This window comes from Nocardioides sp. JQ2195, assembly GCF_012272695.1.
Classification (GTDB): Bacteria; Actinomycetota; Actinomycetes; order Propionibacteriales; family Nocardioidaceae; genus Nocardioides.
This window is the reverse complement of sequence record NZ_CP050902.1, coordinates 2573030-2598669: the sequence shown is the minus strand read 5'-3', so window position 1 is coordinate 2598669 and position 25640 is coordinate 2573030. Positions and strand designations below refer to the sequence as shown.

The 25640-nt window shown below is 70.7% G+C and carries 25 protein-coding genes; 20 read left to right on the top strand and 5 right to left on the bottom strand.

Annotated elements, in window-relative coordinates; all coding sequences use genetic code 11:
• Positions 1-67 precede the first annotated feature (67 nt).
• From ncot_RS12235 to ncot_RS12175, 13 genes are all read left to right on the top strand, one after another.
• Entirely contained in the window at positions 68-673 is a 606-nt protein-coding gene (locus tag ncot_RS12235; protein ID WP_168617861.1) for a winged helix-turn-helix domain-containing protein, read from the top strand.
• Between the two features lie 94 nt (positions 674-767).
• On the top strand, positions 768-1256 hold the full coding sequence (locus ncot_RS12230) for a SigE family RNA polymerase sigma factor (RefSeq protein ID WP_240937886.1): 489 nt from the start codon (positions 768-770) through the stop codon (positions 1254-1256).
• Positions 1256-2572 (top strand): hypothetical protein, encoded by a 1317-nt coding sequence (locus ncot_RS12225; RefSeq protein WP_168617859.1) that lies wholly within the window; start codon positions 1256-1258, stop codon positions 2570-2572. The genes ncot_RS12230 and ncot_RS12225 overlap by 1 nt, the downstream gene beginning before the upstream one ends.
• A gap of 111 nt (positions 2573-2683) precedes the next feature.
• Complete coding sequence (locus ncot_RS12220) at positions 2684-4756, top strand: NAD(+) synthase (protein ID WP_168617858.1); 2073 nt, start codon at positions 2684-2686, stop codon at positions 4754-4756.
• Between the two features lie 557 nt (positions 4757-5313).
• Entirely contained in the window at positions 5314-6651 is a 1338-nt protein-coding gene (gene glnA, locus ncot_RS12215; protein ID WP_168617857.1) for a type I glutamate--ammonia ligase, read from the top strand.
• 1 nt (position 6652) lies between these two features.
• Positions 6653-7411, top strand: coding sequence for a type 1 glutamine amidotransferase (locus ncot_RS12210; RefSeq protein WP_168617856.1), 759 nt, complete (start codon positions 6653-6655; stop codon positions 7409-7411).
• Positions 7408-10383: a bifunctional [glutamine synthetase] adenylyltransferase/[glutamine synthetase]-adenylyl-L-tyrosine phosphorylase gene (locus ncot_RS12205; RefSeq protein ID WP_168617855.1), complete on the top strand. Its 2976-nt coding sequence runs from the start codon at positions 7408-7410 to the stop codon at positions 10381-10383. The genes ncot_RS12210 and ncot_RS12205 overlap by 4 nt, the downstream gene beginning before the upstream one ends.
• Before the next feature lie 27 nt (positions 10384-10410).
• Complete coding sequence (locus tag ncot_RS12200; RefSeq protein ID WP_168617854.1) at positions 10411-12000, top strand: hypothetical protein; 1590 nt, start codon at positions 10411-10413, stop codon at positions 11998-12000.
• Positions 12001-12065: 65 nt separating this feature from the next.
• Positions 12066-12761 (top strand): hypothetical protein, encoded by a 696-nt coding sequence (locus ncot_RS12195; RefSeq protein WP_168617853.1) that lies wholly within the window; start codon positions 12066-12068, stop codon positions 12759-12761.
• Between the two features lie 390 nt (positions 12762-13151).
• On the top strand, positions 13152-14651 hold the full coding sequence (locus tag ncot_RS12190; protein ID WP_240937885.1) for a PepSY domain-containing protein: 1500 nt from the start codon (positions 13152-13154) through the stop codon (positions 14649-14651).
• A gap of 36 nt (positions 14652-14687) precedes the next feature.
• A complete protein-coding gene (locus ncot_RS12185; protein ID WP_168617851.1) occupies positions 14688-15464 on the top strand; it encodes an isocitrate lyase/phosphoenolpyruvate mutase family protein in 777 nt (258 codons plus the stop codon).
• 53 nt (positions 15465-15517) lie between these two features.
• Complete coding sequence (locus ncot_RS12180) at positions 15518-16168, top strand: SatD family protein (RefSeq protein WP_168617850.1); 651 nt, start codon at positions 15518-15520, stop codon at positions 16166-16168.
• Positions 16165-16899, top strand: a complete 735-nt coding sequence (locus tag ncot_RS12175; protein WP_168617849.1) for a hypothetical protein — start codon at positions 16165-16167, stop codon at positions 16897-16899. The genes ncot_RS12180 and ncot_RS12175 overlap by 4 nt, the downstream gene beginning before the upstream one ends.
• Positions 16900-16908: 9 nt before the next feature.
• Here the strand turns inward: ncot_RS12175 and ncot_RS12170 are convergent, their stop codons facing one another.
• The 3 genes from ncot_RS12170 to ncot_RS12160 form a co-directional block, all read right to left on the bottom strand.
• The gene (locus tag ncot_RS12170) at positions 16909-17892 is read right to left on the bottom strand and encodes a pentapeptide repeat-containing protein (RefSeq protein WP_168617848.1); all 984 of its coding nucleotides are present in this window, start codon (positions 17890-17892) and stop codon (positions 16909-16911) included.
• A gap of 89 nt (positions 17893-17981) precedes the next feature.
• Complete coding sequence (locus ncot_RS12165; protein ID WP_168617847.1) at positions 17982-18995, bottom strand: 5'-3' exonuclease H3TH domain-containing protein; 1014 nt, start codon at positions 18993-18995, stop codon at positions 17982-17984.
• A 121-nt stretch (positions 18996-19116) separates the two neighbouring features.
• Positions 19117-19587 (bottom strand): MarR family winged helix-turn-helix transcriptional regulator, encoded by a 471-nt coding sequence (locus ncot_RS12160; RefSeq protein WP_168617846.1) that lies wholly within the window; start codon positions 19585-19587, stop codon positions 19117-19119.
• A 152-nt stretch (positions 19588-19739) separates the two neighbouring features.
• On the opposite strand from ncot_RS12160, the gene ncot_RS12155 reads away from it, so the two are divergent.
• Complete coding sequence (locus tag ncot_RS12155) at positions 19740-21200, top strand: MFS transporter (protein ID WP_240937884.1); 1461 nt, start codon at positions 19740-19742, stop codon at positions 21198-21200.
• A 55-nt stretch (positions 21201-21255) separates the two neighbouring features.
• On the opposite strand, the gene ncot_RS12150 is transcribed toward ncot_RS12155, so the two are convergent.
• Positions 21256-21726: a hypothetical protein gene (locus ncot_RS12150; protein WP_168617845.1), complete on the bottom strand. Its 471-nt coding sequence runs from the start codon at positions 21724-21726 to the stop codon at positions 21256-21258.
• 230 nt (positions 21727-21956) lie between these two features.
• Here ncot_RS12150 and ncot_RS12145 point away from each other — a divergent pair, with 230 nt between their 5' ends.
• The 4 genes from ncot_RS12145 to ncot_RS12130 all read left to right on the top strand — a co-directional run bounded on the left by ncot_RS12145 (position 21957) and on the right by ncot_RS12130 (position 23721).
• Positions 21957-22343, top strand: a complete 387-nt coding sequence (locus ncot_RS12145; protein ID WP_240937883.1) for a hypothetical protein — start codon at positions 21957-21959, stop codon at positions 22341-22343.
• A gap of 114 nt (positions 22344-22457) precedes the next feature.
• Positions 22458-22859 (top strand): hypothetical protein, encoded by a 402-nt coding sequence (locus ncot_RS12140; protein WP_168617843.1) that lies wholly within the window; start codon positions 22458-22460, stop codon positions 22857-22859.
• Between the two features lies 1 nt (position 22860).
• Entirely contained in the window at positions 22861-23472 is a 612-nt protein-coding gene (locus ncot_RS12135; RefSeq protein WP_168617842.1) for an endonuclease, read from the top strand.
• 63 nt (positions 23473-23535) lie between these two features.
• A complete protein-coding gene (locus ncot_RS12130; protein WP_168617841.1) occupies positions 23536-23721 on the top strand; it encodes a hypothetical protein in 186 nt (61 codons plus the stop codon).
• A gap of 19 nt (positions 23722-23740) precedes the next feature.
• Here ncot_RS12130 and ncot_RS12125 read toward each other — a convergent pair whose 3' ends face one another.
• Positions 23741-24763, bottom strand: coding sequence for a TIGR03557 family F420-dependent LLM class oxidoreductase (locus ncot_RS12125; protein WP_168617840.1), 1023 nt, complete (start codon positions 24761-24763; stop codon positions 23741-23743).
• Between the two features lie 179 nt (positions 24764-24942).
• Here ncot_RS12125 and ncot_RS12120 point away from each other — a divergent pair, with 179 nt between their 5' ends.
• Both ncot_RS12120 and ncot_RS12115 read left to right on the top strand, forming a co-directional pair.
• A complete protein-coding gene (locus ncot_RS12120) occupies positions 24943-25389 on the top strand; it encodes a phage holin family protein (RefSeq protein ID WP_168617839.1) in 447 nt (148 codons plus the stop codon).
• The gene (locus tag ncot_RS12115) at positions 25382-25633 is read left to right on the top strand and encodes a DUF3618 domain-containing protein (protein ID WP_168617838.1); all 252 of its coding nucleotides are present in this window, start codon (positions 25382-25384) and stop codon (positions 25631-25633) included. Before ncot_RS12120 ends, ncot_RS12115 begins: the two co-directional genes overlap by 8 nt.
• Positions 25634-25640: the final 7 nt, after the last annotated feature.

Sequence of the window (25640 nt, the reverse complement as noted above, 5' to 3'; positions counted from 1 at the left end):
TTCCTCGTCACCAGCTGGCGGTCCTGAGGTTCATGGCAATCAGGTTGGCGGTGCCCTCGACACGGGCGTGCCCGATGGTGCGCAAGCCGTCGTGATCGCGATCGCCGGCTCCATCGAGGAACGCCTGCGGATAGCCGAGATGGTCGGCAGCTCGGCCGCCGTGGTGATGGTCTCCTCCCGGGCGGAGGCGATGGACATCCTGGCCGGCAGCCCGGGTGTGCGTTCGGAGCCGGAACGACCGCGGCCCGGACTCGCTGTCGCCGAGCAGAGCTCGGGTCTCGAGGTGGACTCCGACTGGCGGGTGGCCACGGTGGGCGACCGTGAGGTCGGCCTGTCGCCGCTCGAGCACGACCTGCTGGTCTGCCTGCTCGCCGAGGTCGGCCACATCCACACCTTCGAGTCGATCCAGCGCAGTGTCTGGGGCAACGACCACCTCGGCGGTCGTTCCCACGTGCAGTCGGTGGTCAAGCGTCTGCGCCGCAAGCTGGGCGACCTCGACAGCCCCGTGCAGATCGACGCCGTCCGCGGGGTCGGCCTGCGCCTGGTCGACGTCGGTCGAACCCGCGCACCCGAGGGTGCCGCCGCGCCGCTGCCCGTCCCCGTCCCGCTGCCGCGGAAGCTGCCGCCCTCACCCACGGACCCTCGACTGGTACGCCGATCCGCCTCGCGCTGAGTCCTGGCCGTTGCCGCATGATTTCTCCGCGGACCAGCCAACCTTTCGTGTCGCTTCCGCGTTGATGGGTGCAGAGCGACGGAGGAGTCAACACGTGGATGACGCAGAGTTCACCCAGTGGGCGGCCGGCTGCCAACGGCAGCTGTTGGGCACCGCCTACCTGATCAGCGGCGACCTCCAACGTGCCGAGGACCTGGTCCAAGAAGCGCTCACCAAGGTGGCGCTGCGCTGGCACAGGCTGCGGCACACCAACCCGGACGCCTACGTGCGCACGATCCTGGTGCACGACAACATCTCGTGGTGGCGCCGCCACCGGCGGGAGTCCGTCGTCGGGTCGGTCCGGGAGTCGGGGGTGCGCCCGGCTGACACGGAGACCTCGTTGGTGGTCCGTTCCTCCTTGGCCCGCCTCACCGAGAAGCAACGCGCGGTCGTCGTGCTGCGCCACTTCGAGGACCGGTCCGAGCGCGAGACGGCCGAGATACTCGGGGTCTCCGTCGGCACCGTCAAGAGCCAGAACTCCGCCGCCCTGGCGCGGCTCCGTGAGGGCGCCCCCGAGCTCCTCGACCTGATCGGAAGGACCTGATGAGCGAGCAGCAGATCGGCGATCTCCTTCGCCGCGGCACCGAGCACCTGCCCGATCCGGACCTGGTCACGGTCGCCCTCGAGGGTGCGCATCGGCATCGCCGGCGCCGGACGGTGCTGGTCGGCGGTGTCGCCGCCCTCGCGGTGGCCGCCGCGATCGGCGTACCGCTGGCGTGGTCGGGTGCGGGCGGTCCGGGCGACCGGCCGCCTGCGGCTCCCGGGCCGGCGCCGGGCCCGGTTCCCGCGGCGGCCACGGGACGGCTCGTGGCGCCGGCGCCGGAGCAGTCGGTGGTGGCACCGGTCCTCGACCCGGAGGACATCGCCGCGTTGCCGGCGTACGACGCGGGGTTGCCGCAGGTGCTCGAGCCCGACGAGGAGTCGGCCGTGGACCTTGCCGACGACCCGATCGACCGCGCCGTGGCCGCGGTCAAGGCCGACGGGCTCTACCTCGACGACTTCGACCTCGAGCAGGACGTGTTCTTCGTGCTCGGCACCGACGGAGACTGGCGCCGGGTCCACGTCGACGCACCCGCCGACCTGACCGGCGACCGTGGCCCGGCCCTGTTGCCGGAGTCGCTGTCGCCCGACGGCACCAAGGTGGCGCTCAAGGGGAACACCGCGGTCTACGTCGTCGACCTGGACGACGGGTCGACGACCGAGGTCACCACCGGCCGCTGGGCAGGGATGACGGCCTGGCAGCCCGACAGCAAGCACCTCCTGGTCCCTCTGGGCAAGCAGGGCTTCGTCGTCGACGTGACCGACGGCACGCGCACCCCGGCTGGTTGGGCGGCCGACACCGGAGCCGGTCCGTTCACCGGCGCCTACGAGCCGGGCGGGCGCCTGGTCAGTGTCGCCGACGACAGCCATGGACAAGGCCTCGAGGACATCGTGGAGAGCAACGGAGGGAATCGGGCCCTGGAGGTGGAGGCCGACGACCTCGGTCAACCGCTCTACCTCCTGCCGAGCGCACACGACCTGGCGATGAGCACCTACCCGATGATCGCCACCGACCGGGGCCTGCGCGGCAAGCACGACGGACTGCTGGTCGTCGACCGGGAGTCGTACCGGACCGCGGCCTTCCTGCCGGTCGCCGGGATCGAGGGCTACTACACCAACATCGACGCCCTGCGACCGCGTGCCTGGCTCGACGAGCACACCCTCCTGTTCTCGATCCGGCCCTACGGCACGAAGCAGGACGAGTCCGACATCGGGCAGTACTTCCTGGTCTGGGACACCCGGACGGGACAGGTCAGTCGGGCCGCGCACACCACGCTGCTCTGGCGGTCGGTGAGCCTGCTCCCGGACCCCGCCGGGTAGCAGTCGGGGCAGCGGCCCTGCCCATCGGGCCTGCTGCCGGGGTGCCTGCCGTGCTTTCGCCGGGCCACAGGGTCCCCCCGCGCCGGCCACCGTCACCCTAGACTCACGAACGTGGACTTCTACTCGGCCTATGCCCATGGTTTCGCCCGTGTCGCTGCCTGCACGATCCCGGTGGCGATCGCAGATCCCGCTGCCAACGCCGCCTCGGTGCTTGCCGAGGCCCGCGCGTGTCACGACGACTGCGTGGCGGTCGCGGTGTTCCCGGAGCTGTGCCTGACCGGCTACTCGGTCGACGACCTGTTCCTCCAGGACGTGCTGCTCGACGCCACCCAGGAGGCGATCGAGGAGATCGTGGAGGCCAGCCTGGAGCTGCTGCCTGTGCTGGTCGTCGGTGCCCCGATCGTGCACGGCACCCGGGTGCTCAACTGCGCCGTCGTGATCCACCGCGGCTCGATCCTCGGTGTGGCGCCGAAGTCCTACCTGCCGACCTATCGCGAGTTCTACGAACGCCGTTGGTTCGCCCCAGGCGACGACCGCCGCGACCAGTGGATCAGCCTCGGCGGCGAGGACGTCCCGTTCGGGCCCGACCTGATCTTCAGTGCCCTCGACGTCCCCGGCCTCGACCTCCACGTCGAGGTCTGTGAGGACATGTGGGTGCCGATCCCACCGAGCGCGGAAGCTGCCCTGGCCGGTGCCACGGTCCTGGCCAACCTGTCCGGGTCGCCGATCACCATCGGGCGCGCCGAGGAGCGTCGGATGCTGGTCCGCTCGGCCAGCGCGCGCTGCTCGGCGGCGTACGTCTATGCCGCCGCAGGCGAGGGCGAGTCGACCACCGACCTCAGCTGGGACGGCCAGACGATGGTCTACGAGATGGGTGACCTGCTCGCCGAGTCCGAGCGGTTCCCGACGGGGTCGCGGCGGTCGGTGACCGACGTGGACCTCGACCGTCTGTCGCAGGAGCGACTGCGGCAGGGCACCTTCGACGACAACCGGCGCACGCACGACGGTCGGGCGCAGGACTTCCGCAGGGTCGAGTTCGTCCTGGAGGCCCCCGAGGGCGACATCGGCCTGCGTCGCAACGTCGACCGGTTCCCCTTCGTCCCCGACGATCCCGAGCGACTCGCCCTCGACTGCTACGAGGCCTACAACATCCAGGTCTCCGGCCTGGAGCAGCGGTTGCGTGCAATCGGCGGGGAGAGCTGGCAGCCCAAGGTGGTGATCGGGGTCTCCGGGGGGTTGGACTCCACGCATGCGCTCATCGTGGCGGCCAAGGCGATGGACCGGCTCGGTCGTCCCCGCAGCGACATCCATGCGATCACGATGCCCGGCTTCGCGACCGGCGACACCACCAAGTCCTACGCCACCAAGCTGGCCACCTCGCTGGGGACGACCTTCGAGGAGATCGACATCCGGCCCGCCGCCACCCAGATGCTCGACGACCTCGACCACCCCTTCGCCCAGGGTGAGAAGGTCTACGACGTCACCTTCGAGAACGTGCAGGCTGGGCTGCGCACCGACTACCTCTTCCGGCTGGCCAACCACCGCGGCGGCATCGTGCTCGGCACCGGTGACCTCTCCGAGCTCGCCCTGGGCTGGTGCACGTACGGCGTGGGTGACCAGATGTCGCACTACAACGTGAACCCGGGCGTTCCGAAGACCCTCGTGCAGCACCTGATCCGCTGGGTGATCGACTCCGGGCAGTTCGACTCCGACCAGGCCGCCGAGGGCATCAACGAGGTGCTCGGCCAGATCCTCGAGCAGGAGATCACCCCGGAGCTGATCCCCACCGAGGAGGGCGAGAAGCCCCAGTCCACCCAGGACTCGGTCGGGCCCTACTCGCTGCAGGACTTCACCCTCCACCACGTGATCCGGTTGGGCTACCGACCCAGCAAGATCGCCTTCCTGGCCTGGCACGCCTGGCGCGACGTCGAGGTGGGGGAGTGGCCTCCCGGTTTCCCCGAGGAGCGCCGTGCGGCCTACGACCTGGCCACCGTGCGCAGGTGGCTCGAGGTGTTCATCAAGCGGTTCTTCGCCTCGCAGTTCAAGCGCTCCGCGCTGCCCAACGGTCCCAAGGTGTCAGCGGGCGGAACCATGTCGCCGCGCGGGGACTGGCGGATGCCCTCCGATGCCGCACCGACCGCGTGGCTGGCCGAGCTGGAGAACGTTCCTCGCGACGACTCCTGACCCTGTGTCGGTGGTTTCGAGACAGGCGCTGGCGCGCCTTCCTCAACCACCGTCGGGTGCCGGTGGTTTCGAGACAGGCGCTGGCGCGCCTTCCTCAACCTCCGTCGGGGGTGCCGGTGGTTGAGGAGCGAGGTACGAGCGTCTCGAAACCAACCATCGTCGGGTGGCGGTGGTTTCGAGACAGGCGCTGGGGCGCCTTCCTCAACCTCCGTCGGGACAGGCGCTGGGGCGCCTTCCTCAACCACCGTCGGGTGGCGCTGGGGCGCCTTCCTCAACCACCGTCGGGTGGCGCTGGGGCGCCTTCCTCAACCACCGTCGGGTGTCGGTGGTTTCGAGACAGGCGCTGGCGCGCCTTCCTCAACCACCGTCGGGTGTCGGTGGTTTCGAGACAGGCGCTGGCGCGCCTTCCTCAACCACCGTCGGGTGTCGGTGGTTTCGAGACAGGCGCTGGCGCGCCTTCTTCAACCTCCGTCGGGTGGCGGTGGCGGGGCTTCCTCAACCACCGTGGGCATGGGCGCGTCACACGGATGTAACAGGACATGCGCCATAGTTGGGGCATGGGTAAGCAGGAAGACTTCGTGCTGCGCGCACTCGAAGAACGCGACGTCCGGTTCGTCCGACTCTGGTTCACCGACGTGCTCGGGTCCCTCAAGTCCGTGGCGGTCGCCCCGGCGGAGCTGGAGGGGGCCTTCACCGAGGGCATCGGGTTCGACGGCTCGGCGATCGAGGGCTTCGCCCGGGTCTATGAGGCCGACATGCTCGCCAAGCCGGACCCGTCGACCTTCCAGATCCTGCCCTGGCGTGGGGAGGGCCCGTCCACGGCCCGGATGTTCTGCGACATCGTGATGCCGGACGGCAGCCCGTCGTACGCCGATCCGCGCTTCGTGCTCAAGCGCACGCTGAGCGCCGCGGCCGACAAGGGATTCACTTTCTACACCCACCCCGAGATCGAGTTCTACCTCTTCAAGGACACCCCGAACTCCGGGGACGACCCGGTGCCGGTCGACCGCAGTGGCTACTTCGACCACACCGCCCAGTCCCACGGCTCCGACTTCCGACGCGAGGCGATCACGATGCTCGAGGCGATGGGCATCTCGGTGGAGTTCAGCCACCACGAGGGTGGGCCCGGCCAGCAGGAGATCGACCTGCGCTACGCCGATGCGCTGAGCACCGCCGACAACATCATGACCTTCCGCACCGTCGTGCGAGAGGTGGCGCTGAGCCAGGGGATCTGGGCGACCTTCATGCCGAAGCCGTTCACCACCCACCCCGGCTCGGGCATGCACACGCACGTGTCGCTCTTCGAGGGCGACCGCAACGCGTTCTTCGAGGCGGGGTCGGAGTACCAGCTGAGCAAGACCGGTCGACAGTTCATCGCCGGCATGCTCAAGCACGCCTCCGAGATCACCTGTGTGACCAACCAGTGGGTCAACTCCTACAAGCGGCTGATCGGCGGCGGTGAGGCCCCGTCCTACATCACCTGGGGTCACAACAACCGCTCCGCGATGGTGCGGGTGCCGATGTACAAGCCCAACAAGGGCCAGTCCACCCGCATCGAGCTGCGCACCATCGACGCGGCCTGCAACCCCTACCTGGCCTTCGCGGTGATCCTGGCCGCCGGCATGAAGGGCATCGAGGAGGACTACGAGCTGCCTCGCGAGGCCGAGGACGACGTGTGGTCGCTCAACGAGCGCGAACGCAACGCCCTGGGCATGGAGCCCCTGCCCAAGACGCTGGCCGAGGCGATCAAGGTCGCGGAGAACTCCGAGCTCCTCGCCGAGACGTTGGGGGAGCACGTCTACGACTACTTCCTGCGCAACAAGCGCGCCGAGTGGGAGGCCTACCGCGGCCAGGTCTCGGCCTGGGAACGGGACCAGATGCTGCCGGTGATCTGACGTGGCAGAGCCGAGGCCGCGTGTCGTCGTCATCGAGCACGAGGCGAAGTGTCCGCCGGCCCACGTCGGCCGGTGGCTGACCGAGGCCGGCGCCGTGGTCGAGGTGTGCCGTCCGTATGCCGGCGACCCACTCCCGGAGCCCACGGCGTACGACGCGCTCGTGGTGCTCGGCGGCACCATGGGAGCCAACGACGACGCCGACCACCACTGGCTCGCTCCGCTGAAGCAGCTGGTCCGCGAGGCTGCCTCGACCGGGGTGCCGACCCTGGGCATCTGCCTGGGCCACCAGGTGATCGCGACCGCGCTCGGTGGCACCGTCACGGTGAACCCGCTGGGACAGCAGCTGGGACTGCTCGAGGTCGGCTGGCTGCCGACGGCCGCCGACGATCCCGTCTTCACCCCGACCCCCGGACTGCGCGGCATCCAGTGGAACAACGACATCGTGACCAGCCTCCCCGACGGGGCGGTGCTGCTGGCCGCCACCGAGCAGGAGGAGGCGCAGGTGGTGCGGTTCGCCGAGACCGTGTGGGGCGTGCAGCTGCACCCCGAGGCCGACGAGCTGGTCGTGGCGGCGTGGGCCGACGGTGACCGTGACGACCACGCCCTGCGTGGGATCGACCAGGTCGCCCTGATCCGCGACATCACCGAGGCACGCGCCGAGCTGGACGCCGCGTGGCGTCCTGTGGCGCAGCGCTTCCTCCGACTGGTCGCCCCGCGCGCCTCGACCCAGCGAGGACCAGGCGACGGGCCGGCGCGATGAGTGGGCGCAGGATCGGTCGAGGTGAGCTGATCCGCCTCGGCTTCACCGATCCGGAGGCCACCGCGGACCACCTGGTGGAGCTGGGCAGGCCGGGCCAGGAGCTGGTCGCGATCCTCACGCAGACCGCTGATCCCGACGCCGCAGCGGCAGCCCTGGTCGACCTGGCCGACGCCGTCGACGACCGCGACTCCTTCCTCGAGGAGCTGGTCGACGACGAGGGCACCGCCATGCGACTCCTCTGCGTGCTGGGCGCCAGCAGCGCACTGGCTGACCACCTCACCACCCACCCGGCGCACTGGCGCGAGCTGGCAGACCCCACCCTGGGCACCACCCGCCCCGCGGCGTACGCCGTTCGCGAGTCGCTGCTGCGCGCGGTCGGCGCCGATCCGGGCGAACCGCTCCCGGTGTCGACCAGCGATGACCACGCGGCGACCGACGCGTTGCGCGTCGAGTACCGCCGGGTGCTGCTCCGGATGGCGGCGCGCGACCTGGCCCACGGCGTCGGTGTCGACGACATCGCCGCGGAGCTCTCCGACCTGGCCGCCGGCACCCTCGACGCGGCCCTGGCCATCGCCCGCGCACGCGTCGGGGAGAGCGCGGCCACGGCGCGGCTCTCGGTGATCGCGATGGGCAAGTGCGGCGGCCACGAGCTCAACTACGTCAGTGACGTCGACGTGATCTTCGTTTTCGAGCCGGTGGAGGGGGCCGACGAGAACGAGGCCAACCGCGCGGCCACCCAGCTGGCCTCGCAGATGATCCAGATCTGCTCCGACCACACCTCCGAGGGCACGATCTGGCCGGTCGACGCCAATCTGCGACCGGAGGGCAAGTCCGGCCCACTGGTGCGCACGCTGGCCAGCCACCAGGGCTACTACGACCGGTGGGCGAAGACCTGGGAGTTCCAGGCGCTGCTCAAGGCCCGCCCGGTGGCCGGCGACCTCGAGCTCGGCGCCGACTACATGGAGATGATCGCGCCGCTGGTGTGGTCGGCGGCCAGCCGCGACGGCTTCGTCGAGGACGTCCAGTCGATGCGCCGACGCGTGCTAGACCACATCCCCGCCCACCACGCGGAGCGCCAGCTGAAGCTCGGCTCGGGGGGCCTGCGCGACGTCGAGTTCGCCATCCAGCTGCTGCAGATGGTGCACGGCCGGGCCGACGAGACGGTCCGGGCGCCGACCACGTTGAGCGCCCTGGCCCAGCTGACCCGCGGTGGCTACGTGGGCCGCGAGGACGGCCAGGCGCTGCACGAGGCCTACGCGTTCCTGCGCAAGCTCGAGCACCGCATCCAGCTCCACCAGCTGCGCCGTACGCATGTGCTGCCCGAGGACGACGCGTCGCTGCGGCGTCTGGGCCGGTCCATCGGCTACCTGAAGGACCCGATGAAGCAGCTCGACCAGGAGTGGAGGCACCACCGGCGGGAGGTGCGTCGACTGCACGAGAAGCTCTTCTACCGCCCGCTGCTCAGTGCCGTCGCAGCGATTCCCGGGGAGCAGACCCGCCTGTCGACCGACGCGGCCAAGCAGCGTCTCTCCGCCCTGGGCTACCTCGATCCGACGGCGGCGCTGCGCCACCTCGAGTACCTCACCAAGGGGGTCTCCCGAACGGCGGCGATCCAGCGCCAGCTGCTGCCGGCGATGCTGGCCTGGTTCGCGGACGCTCCGGACCCGGACGCCGGGCTGTTCGGCTTCCGCCGGATCAGCGAGACGCTCGGCTCCACCCACTGGTACCTCTCGATGCTGCGCGACGAGGGGGAGGTGGCCCAGCGCCTGGCCTCGATCCTGGCCACGTCGCGCTACGCCACCGACCTGCTCGAGCGGGAACCCACCGGCGTGAAGCTGCTCGGCAGCGACCTGGCCCCGCTCACCTCCGAGGCCCTCACCCAGGAGATGCTGGCCTCGGCGAGCCGTCAGGACAACCCCGATGCGGCGGCGCTGGCGATCCGGGCGATCCGCCGGCGCGAGCTGCTGCGGATCGCGGCCGGGGAGCTGGTCGGCGTGCTCGACGTGGTGACCGTGGGCGCCGGGCTGAGCAACCTCACCGATGCGACCCTCGAGGCAACCCTGGACGTGGCGCACCGCGCCGTGCGTGCGGCTCGCGGGCTCGACGAGTCGTCGAGCGTGCTGGCGATCATCGGCATGGGACGTTACGGCGGCTTCGAGCTGTCCTACGGCAGCGATGCCGACGTGATGTTCGTGCACGAGGCCAAGCCCGGGGTCGAGGCGCAGCAGGCGGCCTCCTATGCCAGGGCAGTGGCCGAGGAGCTGCGTCGCATGCTGGCCCTGCCCGCCTCCGACCCGCCCCTCGAGGTGGATGCGGGCCTGCGCCCCGAGGGCAAGCAGGGGCCGCTGGTGCGCACCCTCGAGTCCTACGCCGGCTACTACGCCAAGTGGTCGCAGGTGTGGGAGTTCCAGGCTCTCCTGCGGGCTGATGCGGTGGTCGGGGACGCCGACCTGCGCGCGCGGTTCACCGAGCTCATCAACCCGCTCCGGTTCCCGGCGGACGGGCTCGACGAGGAGGGCGTGATCGAGGTGCGCCGGATCAAGGCACGGGTCGACGAGGAGAGGCTCCCGCGCGGGGCCGATCCCAACACCCACCTCAAGCTCGGTCGCGGGGGACTGTCCGACATCGAGTGGACCGTCCAGCTGCTGCAGATGCTCCACGCCGGGAGACAGCCGGAGCTGCAGACGCCGCGCACCCTGAAGGCGTTGCGCGCCGCCACGGAGGCCGGCCTGCTCGACGCCGAGGACTCCGAGGCGCTCAACGCCGCCTGGCGACTGGTCAGCTCGATGCGCAACGCGGTCACCCTGGTGCGCGGCAAGGCGTCCGACCAGATCCCCCGCTCGCCCAGGGAGCGTGCCGCCGTCGCTGCGGTGCTGGGCTACTCTGCCGGGGAGTCCGACGCGATGGTCAACGACTACCTTCGCACCACGCGGCGAGCCCGCAGTGTGGTCGAGCGGATCTTCTGGGGCTGACCAGCCGCCCGGACCTGGGGGAGTGCAGTGAGTTCAAGCGTCGACGGTCGCGCGGCCACGGCTGCCACTCCCGACGTCGCCGCTTCCTCCACCCGGCTGTCCTTCCTCCGGCGCCACTGGCCGTTGTGGGTGGCGCTGGCCGTGGTCCTGGCCGGCCGAGTCGCCTTGCTCGACTGGACGTTCTCCCCGGACGAGTCGGGTTTCTACATGGTTGCCGACGATCTGCTGCACCACGGAGGCGACGGTCTCTACGGGCACTACTGGGTCGATCGTCCGCCGCTGCTGATCTGGATCTTCATGATCGCCGCCGGAGTCGGTGACATCGCCGCAGTGCGTTGGTTGGTGGCACTGTTCCTTCTCGGGTTCGTGGTGCTGGCCTACCTGGCGAGCCGCCGGCTGGGCGGTTCCGGTGGCTGGGCTGCCGCCGTTGCCGCAGCCTTCACGATCACGCCTGAGGTCGGTGCGCAGCTGGCCAACGGCGAGGCATTCGCGATCCCGTTCGTGCTGGCCTCGGTCCTGTGCACCGCCGTCTCCCTGAGCCACGGCGGCCGACGGGCCCTGCTGTGGTCGTTCGCGGCGGGCCTCCTCGGCCTGCTCGCGATGGCAGTGAAGCAGAACTTCGTCGACGGACTCGTCTTCGCCCTCGTCCTGCTGGTGGCCAGCGGTCTGCGCGGTGAGCTGCCCTGGCCCGACGTCGTACGTCGCCTCGTGGCGGGAGTCGTCGGGATCGTGGCCGGCACCGCGGTGATGGTCGCCTACGCGCTGACCACCGGTGCCGGGATCGCCGGCCTGTGGTTGGCGTCCGTGAGCTTCCGGGGTGACGCCTCACGAGTGATCCGAGCCGGCTACCGGACCGGGATCGAGAGCCGCGAGGACGCGATGGTCGTCTCGGCCCTGGTCACCGGGATCGTTCCGCTGGTGCTCGCCCTGCTCCTGGTGGCACTGCTCGCGAAGCTCCGCGGTGGCGCGATCGCTTGGGCGCTGGCGGTGACGGTCGGGGTGGAGACTCTCTCCATCGTCGTGGGTGGCAACTACTGGGACCACTACCTGCTGGGTCTGGCGCCCGGGCTCGCCCTGGCCGTCGGGTGGGTCGCGGGGCACCGGCCCGGCGAGGACCGGACTCCCGTGAGCCTGTCGCGGGCACGTGTCGTGGCGCGCTGGCTGGTGCTGCCCACGGCCGGCTACCTCGTGTGCTCGGCGCTGGTGTCGATGCCGCTGGCCCTGGCGGAGCAGAACTCCGTGACGAGCGTCAGGTCCGAACGTCTCGGGGGCTTCGTGGCCGCCTCGGCCGAGCCGGGTGACACCGCGACCACGATCTTCGGCCGGGCCGACATCCAGTTCCAGAGCGGCCTCCCCTCGCCGTACCAGCACCTGTGGAGCCTCCCGATCCGCGTGCTCGACCCGGACCTGGTGGAGCTCACCGCGATCCTCGAGGGCGATGACGCACCGACCTGGCTCATGCAGGTCTTCTCGTTCCACGAGTGGGGGCTCGACCCCGAGGGAAACATCGACCCCGTGCTGGCGCGTCGCTACGAGCTGGTCTACGACGACTGCGCGAGCCGGGTCTACAAGCTCAGGTCCGCCGAGCGTGACCTGGCGCCCCTGCCCACCTGCTGATCCGGTCCCGCGGTTCCGTCCGGGGCGGCTCAGCGATCCCCGCCGGCTCTGACATGATGGCGCCCGTGAATGGGACCGCGGGGCCGCTGCTGCGGCAGGTGCGCGGTGCGGTGCTGGCCTTCGTGGTGATGAGCACGGGCGTCGTCGCCCACGTCACCGCAGACGGGTTGCTCCCGTCGATCCCCGGGCTCGTCGCCATCTACGTCGGGTGTGCCGTGGGGTTCAGCTGGCTGCTGTCGCGACCGGCCACCGCCACCCGCATCGTGCTGCTGACCATCGGTGGCCAGACCCTCGTGCACGCCGTGCTGACGATGTCCTCCGGCCACGTCGGTGACGCGCCGGCCACCTCGACCACGGCAGCGCCGCCCCCACCGCCGGTGCCGACCGGCACATCGGGCTCGTTGATGGAGCAGTACGAGGCCTCACGTCCCCAGGTGGACGCCCAGCTGGCCGTCCCCGAGGGCGTGCAGCACCTGTTCCACGACATGACCGGTGCCCACGCGCCGATGATGGCCCTGCACCTCGCGGCCGCGGCGGTCGTGGGGCTGTGGCTCGCGGTCGGCGAGCGGGCGCTGTGGACGCTGGTCGCCCTCGCCGCCACCGTGGTGATACCGGCGCTCGGCGCCCTGCTGGCCGGACTCCGGCTGCCCGCCCCCACCCCTGCTGTTCCTGCTGCCCTCGCGCGCTCGGCGCCTGCCCACCTGTCGGCGTTGGCGCGCAGCGTCGTACGCCGTGGTCCGCCTGCTCTCCTCCCTACCTGAACCCTTCCTTCCGCACCGCACGTTCCCGACGCGACGGCGCCCGCTCGGCATGACGGCGCCCGCTCGGCATGACGGCGCCCGCTCGGCATGACGGCGGTCGCTTGACGCGCCGGCGCACGCCGGGCGTGACGACGGCCTGCTCACGTGATGGCGGCAGTCCTCGGGCTGCCCACCCTCGAGTCGTTGGCTCGAGCGGTGTCGTCGCGTGGCACGGCAGACCGGCACGATCGCGCGGCACGGTCGCGGGCCGTTGCCCGGTCCCGGGAGACGCTCGCGTGGCGTTGCCCGGTCCCGGGAGACGCTCGCGTGGCGTCCTGGCGATGCACGCGAGCGACACCTGGTCACCCGGCCGCGGTGCGGTGATCCCTTCACATGTCCTTGAGGAGTGACATGACCCTGCAGACCGAACCTGCAGCGCGCCCGAACCCGGGCGACCGCAATCGACCGACGATGCGCGCTGCCAAGCCCGGGTGGTTCCGGGCGTTCTGGAGGTGGCACTTCTATGCTGCCTTCCTCGTCGTACCCGTCCTGCTGGTGCTCTCGACCACCGGCCTGATCTACCTGTTCCGGTTCCAGCTGGAACCACTCATGCACGGCGACCAGATGTTGGTCGAGAAGCCCGCCGACATGGACTTCGCCCAGCCCTACTCGGCACAGCTGGCGGCGGTGGAACGGGCCCATCCCGACGCCACCGTCGTGTCGATGACGGAGCCGAGGAACGAGGGCCGCAGCACGATGTTCTCCGTGGTCACGGAGTCGGGCGAGCCCCGCGACGTCTACGTGAACCCCTGGGGTGCGGAGGTGCTCGGCGAGGTCAATCCCGACACCACCCTGAGTGGCTATGCCGTCCGCCTCCACCGCGACCTGATGGCGGGGCGCTGGGGTGACCACGTGATGGAGCTGGGCGCCTGCTGGGCACTGGTGATGGCGCTGACCGGCTACTACCTCTACTGGAAGGGCCGTACGGCGCGCCGGCGGCGGCCGAAGTCCCTGCGCTCACGGCACGGCCGGATCGGGCTCGTGGCCGGCGTGGGGCTGTTGCTCCTGCTGATCACCGGGCTCCCGTGGACCGGCGTGTGGGGCGAGAAGGTGCAGACCCTGGCCACCGATCGCGGATCGTCGCTGTGGAGCACGGATCCCGGCGCCCTGTCGGACCCGACGTCCACGCTCGACGAGTCACTGCCGCACTCGCACCAGCAGGAGGTGCCCTGGGGCAGCGGCAAGTCGGAGGTGCCCAGGTCCTCGGGCCACGCGGGCTCCAGCGTCGCCAACATCGACACCGCCATCGAGGTCGCCGACGAGCAGGGGCTGCGGCACCCGATGACCGTGGCCCTGCCCACCACCGAGGACGGGGTGTTCTCGGTGATCGGCTACGCCTTCGACGCGCCCTCGGACGAGAAGACCGTCCACGTCGGACGCTTCGGCGGCGAGGTCGAGTCGACCTACGGCTACGACGACTACCCGGGCCTGGCCAAGGTGGTCGCCCAAGGCATCGGGCTCCACGAGGGCCGCAGCCTCGGACTGTGGTCCTTCTGGGGGGCGGCGTTGATGTGCCTGACGGTGATGGCCTCGTGCATCACCGGTCCGCTGATGTGGTGGCGCCGCCGTCCCCGGCGGAGCGCCCGGTCCGGTGGCGCCGCTGACCGCACCCTCACGACGCCCGCCGCACCCGTGCACGATCCGGCCACCGAGTTCCGACGACCGCGAGTGTCGATGCGCGCCCCCCGCGGCCGGATGCCGCTGCGGACCACGCCGACGCTGGTGCTGGCCCTCGTGGCGCTGGGAGTCCTCCTCCCGCTCTTCGGGCTGTCCCTGCTCGCGGTGCTGGCGCTCGACCACCTGCTGATCCGCAGGGTCCCGGCCCTGTCGCACTTCTTCGACAGTCGCTGACCGCCCTCGGTGGAGGCGTGGGGCTAGTGTCGGATCATGACCGACATTGCCAGCAAGGGCGCGGAGCTGCTGCGCCTCCACCAGGACTCCAAGCTGCTCACCGTCGTGAACGTGTGGGACGTGATCAGCGCCAAGGCCGTTGCGGGGGTCGCGGGCACCGCAGCCCTCGCGACGGCCAGCCACTCCATCGCTGCCTCACGCGGCTACGAGGACGGCGAGAACATCCCCGTCGACGAGATGGTCGAGGAGTGTCGGCGCATCGTCGAGGCCACCGACCTCCCGGTCTCCGCTGACCTCGAGGGCGGGTACGGCGACCCGGCCGGCACGATCCGCAAGGCCATCGGTGTGGGAGTCGTGGGCGCGAACCTCGAGGACCAGATGCGCCCGGTGGCCGAGGCCGCGAGCAACGTCGAGGCGATCATGCAGGTCGCCTCGAAGGAGGGCATCGACTTCGTCCTGAACGCCCGCACCGACGCGTTCGTGCGGGCCGCCGACCGGGACCCGGCCGAGGTGCTGGCCGATGCGATCGAGCGGTGCCGGGCCTACCTGGACGCCGGCGCACCGGTGGTCTTCGTGCCCGGCAAGCTCGACGAGGAGCAGGTTTCTGCCCTGGTGGACGCGCTCGGGCCGCAGAAGCTCACCCTGATCGGCCTGCCCGGGGTCCCGTCGCTGGCCAGGCTCGAGGAGCTCGGGGTCGCCCGGGTCTCCTACGGGCCGATGTCGCAACGGGTCGCACTCACCGCCCTGCAGGAGCTGGTCGAGTCCGTGCACGCTGGCGGGGGAGTGCCGTCCACGATGCGTCCGCTCAACTGACGTCACGTGAAGCCACATGCTGCATTCTGACAATATGAAGGTATAGTCTTCATATGGCCGGAATGAAGCGAGACCCCACGGTCGCCCTGATCGGAGACGTGGTCGGCTCACGAATCCCTGACGACCGGGCGGACGTGCACGCCCGGCTCGAGGCTGCTCTGGCCCGGGTCAACGCGGAGCTCGCCCCGCAGGGACCGTTGTGGATCACGGCCGGCGACGAGTACCAAGCGGTCTTCGAGCGGGTGGGTGACGCGATCGCCGCCACCCTGCGGTTGCGCCTGGCCCTGCTTCCCGACCTCGACGTGCGCCACGGACTCGGCTGGGGCGAGGTCACCGTTCTTTCCGAGACCCCCAGGATCGAGGACGGTCCCGGTTGGTGGGCTGCCCGCGCCGGCATCAACCGGGTGGCCGCCGACGCCGACCGGGCGTCACTGAGCCGCGTCCGCACGGCCTTCACGGTCGCGGACGGCGTCGACCGGCGCGACGCCGCAGCGATCAACGCCGCCCTGCTCGGGCGGGACGGGCTGGTCGGGGCGATGTCCGCCCGCTCGCTGTCGGTGCTCCGTGGTCTGCTGTCAGGACAGACCCAACGGGAGGTCGCCGAGGCGGAGGGCATCTCTGCGTCGGCCGTCTCCCAGCGGGTGCGCAACGACGGCGTCGCCCTGGTGATCGCCATCGACGAACAACTGAGGGGGATCGAGTGAGCTGGCTGGGACTTCTGCTCGTGGGCATCGCGCTCACCGACCTCGTCTTCTCGATCCGCCCACGTGCGTGGCTTCCGCAGTGCATCGCCGCGGTGGCGGTGATCGGCCTCGGGCTCGTCGCCGGGCTCACCGACGCGCTCGACCTCGTCGCGCTCGTGGTCATCGTCGGGGTGGTGCTGACCTGGGGCCGAGCGGTCACCCACGGCTTCGGTCGCGACCGACCGGGCGTGCCGTTGCTGCTCCTCGGCTGCGCGCTGACCGCTGCCGTCCTCCTCTCGGGGCTGGCCGGTGAAGCCGACGGGCCCCTGCAGACCTGGCTCGACGACGTCGACCTGCCGCCCCTGGCCGGCACGGATGCCGACCGTGCCCTGCTGCTCCTCGGCGCACTCGGCATCCAGCTGAGCACCGGCAACGTGCTGGTCCGCTTGGTGCTCGCGGTGACCGGCACCCTCAATCCCGCCAAGCACGGCACCTCCGCCGACCCGGAGGTCCAGCTCAAGGGTGGCCGGCTGCTCGGCCCCATGGAGCGGGTGTTCATCCTGTCCCTGGGCCTGGCCGGCCAGGTCACCGCGGCCAGCATCGTCGTCGCGGCCAAGGGCCTCCTGCGCTTCCCGGAGCTCTCCTCGCGCCGCGAGCAGGAGCGCATCCACCAGCTCACCGAGTACTTCCTGGTCGGCAGCTTCGCGAGCTGGTTGATCGCCCTCGCCGGCGTGGTGGTGCTGTCGACCTGATGGTCGCGATCAGCGCCAGTGGGACGGACGCGCCAACGCCTCGCTGATCCCGGTGTCGGCGTCGCCGTGTGCGGCGTTCACCTGCATCTGGGTCAGGAAGAGTGCGTGGGTGAGGTCCGCTCCGCGTACGTCGCACGCGCGCAGGTCTGCGCCGAGCAGGTCGGCCCATCGCAGGTCCGCGTGCGACAGGTCGGCACCGATCAGCAAGGCCCCGCGCAGGTCCGCCGAGCGCAGGTCGAGCGTCGCGAGGTCGTGTCCGGCAAGGTCGCTGCGGCGGACGTGTGCCAGGTCGACGCCGGCCGGAGTCGCTTCCCGGATCACCGCACTCGCCTCGCGCAGCACCGGCGCGACCTCCATTCGGTGGGCGTCCACGTCGACGCCGAGCACGTCGTACGGCGTCCCTCGGGCGAGCGCAGCGGTCTGGTCGCGCAGCGTCGTCAGCCGTGCGTGCAGGGCGCCGGCGTGAGTGTCTCGTCGGGCATCGATGGTGGCTCGGGCCTCGGGTCTGGCTGCGGGCCTGGCTGCGGGTCTGGCTTCGGGTCTGGCTGCGGCCAGCTGGTCGATCGCGGCGGTGAGGTGGAAGAGCATCTCGTGCAGGCGACGCACGCTGCCGAAGACCTCGAACATCTCCGAGGCGCGCTCCCGGTCGGCACCAGCTGACCCAGCGCTGCCGGGCCCAGCACCCGCTGCTTGGTCTCCAGAACCGTCCCCCGCGGGGCCGTCCACGGGGCCACGCCAGCTGTGGCCGTCGTACATCCCTCGGGAAACCGCCTGCCCGGCGCCGAAGCAGTCATAGACCGTGCACCCGGGCATGCCCAGGTCGCGCAGCGAGGAGTGCACGCCACACCCGAAGTCCTGCGTCAGGTTGTGGCACGGCTCGCCACCGGCCTTGCTGAAGGCGAAGTCGGCCGACCGGGTGAACGGCAGCGCGACACAGCAGAGGCCGAAGCAGCTGCCACAGTCCGCCACGAGGTCGGGAGAAGGCGTCGGCATGCCCCCATTCAACGCCGAGTCCTGCGAACGCGAGCAATCGTGACCACCAGGAGGAACGTCCCGTCCGGGGACGGGGTGCGGGCGGCGGCCTACCAGGCGGTGGCGGCCGACGCCGGAGCTCCGGTGAGCACCCTCATCGCCATCACCGTCGTCTCGGGAACATTGAGGTGCCCGAGCACCCGCGCCACCCGGTCGACCTCGAGGGGGAGCAGCCCGGGAGTCCCGGGCACGTCGGGCGTGAGCCGGAGGTCGAGGTCGTCACGCCCACCCATCAGCTGCAGGTTGAACGCGTAGCGTTCCCGCGCCCCGGGTGCGGTCAGTCGCTTCAGCAGCGTGGCACCGAGGCGGCGTACGCCGTTCTCCGCGGCCCACGAGTCGAGCGCGGCGACCATCGTCGCGCCGCCACAGTGGTCGATGTCTGCCCACACCGCGGCCATCGAGCCCATCTGGTCGAGCAGGACGGGCGCGGTCTTCTCGCCGATGCCGGGCACGCCGGGCAGGTTGTCGCTGGCGTCTCCGCGCAGCGCCGCGAAGTCGAGGTAGTTGGTCGCGTCGACACCGTAGAGCGCCCGCAGCCGAGCCGGGTTCAGCAGGGGAGAGCTGGCCATGCCGCCGTTGATCAGGCGCAGCACCTGGGTGTGGTCGCTGATGTGGGCGAAGGAGTCGCGGTCGGAGGTGATGATGACGCAGTTCCAGTCGTTGCGCTTCGCCCAGGTCGCGGCGGACGCGTTGACGTCGTCGGCCTCGAGGCCCGGGGGAGTGAGCGTGGCCATGCCCAGCGCGTCCAGCAGTGCGCCGGCCCGCTCGAGCTGGTCGACCAACGCGGCGTCCTTCGGTGCGCGACCGGCCTTGTAGCCGGGGTAGATCGACTCGCGCCAGGACTCGGCACGGTCGTCGATGCCGAAGATCACCGCATCGGGCGCGAACATCTCGATCGCTTCGATGATCTGGCGCAACATGCCGTGCAGGGCCCAGGCCGGCCGCCCGCCGCGGTCGAGCAACCCGCTCTCGAGGCGAGCGTGATGGTTGCGGTGCAGCAACGAGGGCGCGTCGACGGCGAGCAGCAGCTTGCGCTCGCGGTCGGTGGAGTCTGGAGGTGGCATGGGCTTGCCCGACATCCTACGTACGCCGGCCCGCCGTCGATGGCACGGCTGTCGTGCTGCGCCACAGCCAGCGCCGGCATCGACGTCGCCGGCGTGTTCCGTGGCACGGGGCCCGCCCGAGTCAGGGACGCGAGCGGGGCCAGGAGCGCCCTTCGCGCCGCTCGATGACCTCGTTGAAGCGGGTGAGCAGGGTGGCCAGCGCGGCCACGTCCTCGGGGCTCCAGTCCTGGAGGACGTTCTGCAGGCCGGTGACGTTGCTCGCGCGCTCGGCGTCGAGCTTCTTCGACCCCGCCTCGGTGACCAGGAACTTGCGGGCCAGGCCGCCGTCGGGATCGGGGATCCGCTCGACGAGCCCCGAGCGCATCATGGCTGCGGTCTGGCGGTTGAGGGTCGAGGCGTCGAGGCCGAACGCCTCACTGAGCTGGCCGATCGACATCGGTCCCTGCGCCTGCAGACGGGTGAGCAGTGTGTAGGCGCTGCGGTCGAGGTAGCTCTCGCCGTCGGCGGCGCGACGGACGGGGGAGAGGTGGCGCCCGAGCAGCATGGTCTCGAACTCGATGTCCCGGAACCGGTCGGTCACGTCCTCGCTCATTCTCCTGCCCCAGTCGTGCCCCAGTCGTGCCGCAGTCCTGCTGCGTCCTGCCGCTGCCTGCTGCCCCCGGACCCGTTCTCCGCGATCCTCCTTGAGAAAGTGTAACGTACACGATGTGTGCAAGATACACAGAATGTGTATAGTGCATACCTGTGCCCACTGAATCTTCTGCCCGCCTCGCTCCGGCCCACCCGCCCGAGGTCTCCACCCCTGCCATCGTCTGGGTGCTGTCGGTCGCCGGCATCACCGGCGCCCTCATGCAGACCCTGGTGGTCCCGCTGATCCAGGACCTCCCGCAGCTGCTGAGCACCACGGCGTCCAACGCCAGCTGGGTGATCACCGCGACGCTGCTGACCGCGGCCGTGGCCACACCGGTCAGCGGCCGCCTCGGCGACCTCTACGGCAAGCGCCGGCTGATGCTCGTCTGCGCCGCCTCGCTCATCGTCGGCTCGGCCGTGTGCGCCCTGGCTGCCTCCGTGGTGCCGATGATCGTCGGCCGGGGCCTCCAGGGGATCGGCATGGGGATGATCCCGCTCGGCATCAGTGCGATGCGCGACCTGCTCCCTCCGGAGAAGCTCGGCACGTCGATCGCGCTGATGTCCGCCTCGATGGGTGTCGGCGGTGCGCTCGGCCTGCCGACCGCCGCAGCGGTCGCCGAGATCGACTGGCGGCTGCTGTTCTGGGGATCGACCGTGCTGGCCGTGATGATCACCTTCCTGATCTTCAAGTTCGTCCCGGCCACGCCCACGTCCGTAGACCCTGAACCCTTCGACTTCGTCGGTGCGGTCGGGCTCGGTGCCGGGCTGGTCGCGTTGCTCCTCGGCGTGTCCAAGGGTGCCGACTGGGGCTGGGACAGCGCGCTCACCGTGGGCCTGCTGGCCGGCTCGGTCGTCGTCTTCGTGGCCTGGGGGTGGTTCGAGCTCGGGCAGGCCGCACCCCTGGTCGACCTGCGGGTCACCGCGCGCCCCGTCGTGCTCCTGACCAACATCGCCTCGCTGGTGGTCGGGTTCGCGATGTATGCGCAGTCGCTGATCATCCCGCAGCTGATGCAGATGCCCGTCGAGACCGGCTACGGCCTCGGCAAGTCCATGCTCGAGATGGGCCTGTGGATGATGCCCGGTGGCCTGTTCATGATGCTGGTCTCGCCGTTGGGCGCCAAGATCTCCCGAGCCCGCGGCCCGAAGATCACCCTGGCCCTGGGAGCCTTCGTCGTCTCGATGGGCTACCTTGCCGCCGTCCTGCTGATGGGCTCCGCGGTCGGCCTGATGGTCGGCGTGATCATCGCCAGCTCCGGTGTCGGCCTGGCGTACGGCGCGATGCCGGCGCTGATCATGGGCTCGGTGCCGGTCTCGGAGACGGCATCGGCCAACAGCTTCAACACCCTGACCCGCTCCGTCGGCACCTCGATCGCGGCCGCGGTGGTAGGCGTCGTGCTCGCCCAGATGACCATGGACCTGGGCCCCGTCCAGGTGCCCACCGAGAACGGCTTCAGGACCGGGCTGCTGCTCGGCGCGGGCGTGGCCCTGCTCGCCTCACTGATCGCGATGGCCATCCCGAGCAAGGCCAGCCGGGCTGCCGAGGAGAGCATCGAGCACGAGGTCGCCACGGTCTGATCGTGCCGTCGGGCGCGCGCCGTCGGGCTCGCGCAGCAGGCTGCCTGCCGGAGGCTCAGCCGACGCTGCGGTGGCAGCGCACGCACCGGTCGGCCGCCCACTCCTCCGGAGGCGTGTGCGTCCAGCACTGCGGGCACCAGCGGAACTGGCGACGACGACTCGTCAGCATCCACTTCACGATCTCCGGGCCCTGGTGGGCCAGCTGCTCGAAGGCGACGTACTCCTGGGCGGACTCGTGGAACTCGACACGTCCGTCGTCGCGACGAAGACCCGCGGGCCGCGCGATGAAGATGCCGTGGTGGAACACCCGCAGCATCAGCTGGGGCGGATCCCCCTTCAGGTGCCACGGGGTCACCGGGTGCCCCTCGCCGCCACTCGGATCACTGTCGTAGTCGTGCCACGGCTCGCTGTCGTTGAGGCGCCACCCCCGGCCGAACAACTCGTCCCACACGTCGATCGGCAGACCGATCCTGTCGGCCAGCTCCTCTGACCGGTCCCACTCGGGACCCTGCATCACTGATTTCATCTCGACCCCCTGTGAGAGACACCCAACCACCGGGCACCGACACTGATGACGGTCGCGCCCCTGGACCCCGCCGGCAGCTGTCCTCGATCGGCTGCTGGGACCTCCACCGCAGCGCTTCGAGCGACGGAGTGGGAGGATGTCCTCGAGCAACGACCAGGAGGCTTTGGATGTCGGGCGAGGATGACTACTGCGAACTCTGCGACTTGCCGAGGAGCACGTGCATCCACGGGATGCCCAAGCCCGTGGCGCCTCCCGAGCCGCCGGCACCGGTGCGCAAGCCGCGCAAGGCAGCCGCACCCAGGACCCCGAAGGCGGCCAAGGCCGCGGCCCCGGTGACCACGCGTACGTCGGCAGCGCCGCGCCGCTGGTCCGCTCCGGCCGACTTCGTTCCCCACATCGTGGCGATGCTCGACGAGGCGGACGGTGGACTGCGCACCGACGACGCCCTGGCCCGACTCGAGGAACGCGTCGCCGACGAGCTGCGTCCCGGCGACCGGGAGAAGTCACCCCAGGGTGAGCAGCGCTGGCGCACCGCGGCCCGCAAGGCCCGGCGGGAGCTGGTCACCTCCGGCATCCTGAGCGACGCGCAGCCAGGCGTCTGGCAGCTCAGGAGCTGACCCGCGTCCTCGAGAGGGCGCTACGCGCGTCATCTGACCCGTCTGACCCTCTCTGACCCGTCGTGCCCGCCCGGGCCCGCGCATACGCGGCGACGACCCGGGTACGGAAGGGGTATGCAATTCGCGATCGTCCTCGTCGTCGTGCTCGCGATCTTCGGCGCACTCGTCATCACCGGACTGTTGTGGGTGATCCGGGGCCGGGAGAGGTCTGCCGCCGAGGTCGCCCGGCTCGGTGATGACCGGACGCTGACCTACACGGTCCCGGTGGGGCAGGATCCCGCCCCGGTCCTGGGCGCCCTGCGCAGCGAGGGCTACGAGGCCGTGCTGCAGGGATCGGAGATCACCGTCGCCTGCCCCGCCGGTGCGGATCGGGAACGGGCCCGGGTCCGAGCGGTGATCAGCAGCTCACCGCTCGACATGGAGGGCGACCCCTCGCCGACGAGGGACGTCCGGTTCCCCGACGAGGACCCCGACGAGGGCCCTGACGAGCGCCCTGACGAGGCCCGCGGATCCTGACGTGGCGCAGGAGACCCAGCGACAACGCGCTGAGCGGTTGATCCGCGAGCACGGCACGACGTACGCCGCCGAGGCCGGCATCACCCTGCGGGACAAGCCGTCACCGCTCTACCAGCTGCTCGTCCTGACCACCTTGTCCGCGACCCGGATCTCCGCCGACATCGCCGTGGCGGCGGCCCGGGAGCTCTTCGCCGCTGGCTGGCGGACCCCCGAGGGGATGCGGAAGGCCACCTGGCAGCAACGGGTCGACGCGCTCGGTCGCGGGCACTACCGTCGCTACGACGAGAGCACGTCGACCGCGCTCTCCGACGCCGCGGCCCACCTGCTCGACGAGTACGACGGCGACCTGCGCCGGATCCGGCCGGAGAGCCACGACGACGTGCCCGCCCTGCGCGACGCGCTCACCGGCTTCCCCCGGATCGGACCGACCGGCGCCGACATCTTCTGCAGGGAGGTCCAGGAGGTCTGGCCGGAGGTGTGCCCGTTCTTCGACAAGCGGGCGCTGCGTGGCGCCGCGGCGTACGACCTTCCGACGGAGGTCGATCGCCTGGCCGAGCTGGCGCCGGCGGGCCGGATGGCGCAGTTCTCGGCGGCGTTGGCGCGCGTCGCCTGAGGGCCTGCTCTCCGGGCCTGCTCATCGGGCATGCTCGTCGCGCGGGCGGGTACCGCCACGAGAATGGATGACCCTTCTCGTATGGACCCCGACCGCCACCCGCACGTGGATCCCGATCATGCAGCAGACCTCAAGGGCCAGATGCTGCGGAACCGCGACCGGTTCGGCATCAGTGCGCTCTTCCTCACCTTGGTCGGCCTGCTCGTCGTGCTCCTCATCTTCTGGCTGATCGTGCAGTGGCAGCGTTGAGCTGACGACCCGACGACCCTCAGCTGCTGATCGGCTCCCGCGCCCACGGGCGATCGGGGGCCTCCTCGCGGAGCTTCTCCAGGAGGGGCTCGGCGGCCTGCTCCAGGAAGGCCTCCTGGGTGTCGCCCCCGATCTGGACGAGTGCCACGTCGGTGAAGCCCGCCTCCCAGAACGGCCGGACCGCGTCCACGATCGCGTCCAGGTCCGGTCCGCAGGGGATGCTCTCGGCGACGTCCCCGGGGCGGACGTACTTCGACGCCCCTTCGAACCCGGCCGTCGTGGGCAGGTCGGAGTTCACGCTCCAGCCGCCGGCGAACCAGCGGAACTGGTCGTGCGCCCGCTCGGTCGCCGCCTCCACGCTGGACGGGTCCCAGCTGATCGGGATCTGCCCGACGGCGCGGGTGCCGTTGCCGATCACGTGCGCACCATCGGTGGCGTTCCACGCATCCACCAGCTCCGGCTTCGGCTCGGTGGCCACCAGGTGGTCGGCCAGGGCCGCACACCGCTCGATCACGGCCGGCCCACCGACCGCGAGACCGATCGGCACACCGTCGTCGGGGAGGTCCCAGATGCGGGCGGCATCCACCTGGAAGTGCTCGCCGTCATAGTCCACCAGCCCCCCGTCGAGCAGGGCACGGATGATCTCGAGCGCTTCCTCGAGCATGGCGTGGCGGGTGCTGACGTGCGGCCACCCGGCACCCACGGTGTGCTCGTTGAGGTTCTCACCGCTGCCCAGGCCCAGGGTGAAGCGGCCCCGGCTCAGCAGCTGCAGGGTTGCCGCCTTCTGCGCGACCACCGCCGGGTGGTAGCGCATCGTCGGGCAGGTCACGTAGGTCATCAGGGGAAGCTCGCTGGTGGCTTGGGCGACCGCGCCCAGCACGCTCCACGCGTACGGCGCGTGACCCTGTGACTCCAGCCAAGGGGAGTAGTGGTCGCTCATCACCGCGAAGTCGAACCCGTGGGACTCCGCGCCGACCGCGTGGTCCACGAGCGAGCGCGGACCGGCTTGTTCGGTCATCAGGGTGTAGCCGAAGGACGTCATGTGCCGCGCGGTACCCACACCTCCGCGACTGATCCGTGACGGAGCGCGGGGGCGTGCCCCCGCGCGTGCCGAGGCACGCGTCGACACGCGGTTCGCGCGCACCCGTCTGGCGATCCCGTGGCTGGGTACCCGAAGGACATCTCCCACAAGGAACGGAGGCCATCATGGTCGATCGGGACATGACAGACCCCGTGCTCACGGACGCACCCAACAGGCCCACGGCACCTGTCGCGACGGCTGCCTCGACGCCGTCGACGGCGGACCTGCTGCGGCAGATGTCCGACGACACGCGGCGGCTCATCAAGGACGAGATCGGGCTGGCCCAGCTCGAGATGAAGGACAAGGCCAAGCACGTCGGTGTGGGCGCCGGGCTCTTCGGCACGGCCGGCATCCTGGGCCTGTTCGGATTCGGTGCCCTGGTGGCGACCGCCATCATCGCGCTGGCACTGGTCATGGACGCATGGCTGGCCGCGCTCATCGTCACGGTCGTGCTCTTCGTGGCCGCGGCGGTGGCGGGCCTGGTCGGCAAGAAGCAGGTCACCGAAGGGACGCCACCCAAGCCCGAGCAGGCGCTCGCGAACGTCAAGAAGGACGTCAACACGTTGAAGGGAGCAGGAAATGACTGACCCCCGTGGCCTCACCGGCCAGCACACCGTTCCCGCGAACGGACGTGACCTGAGCGACCCCCACGAGCTCCAGAGGGACATCAAGGAGACCCGGGAGCGTCTGGGCGAGACGGTGGACCTGCTGAGCGAGAAGCTGGACCCCCGCAAGCAGGCGGCCCAGCACAAGCAGCAGCTGGTGATCGCCGGCTCCGCGGCACTGGTGGCGATCATTGCCCTCGTGGTCTGGCGTCGCCGGAGCTCGTGACCGTCGC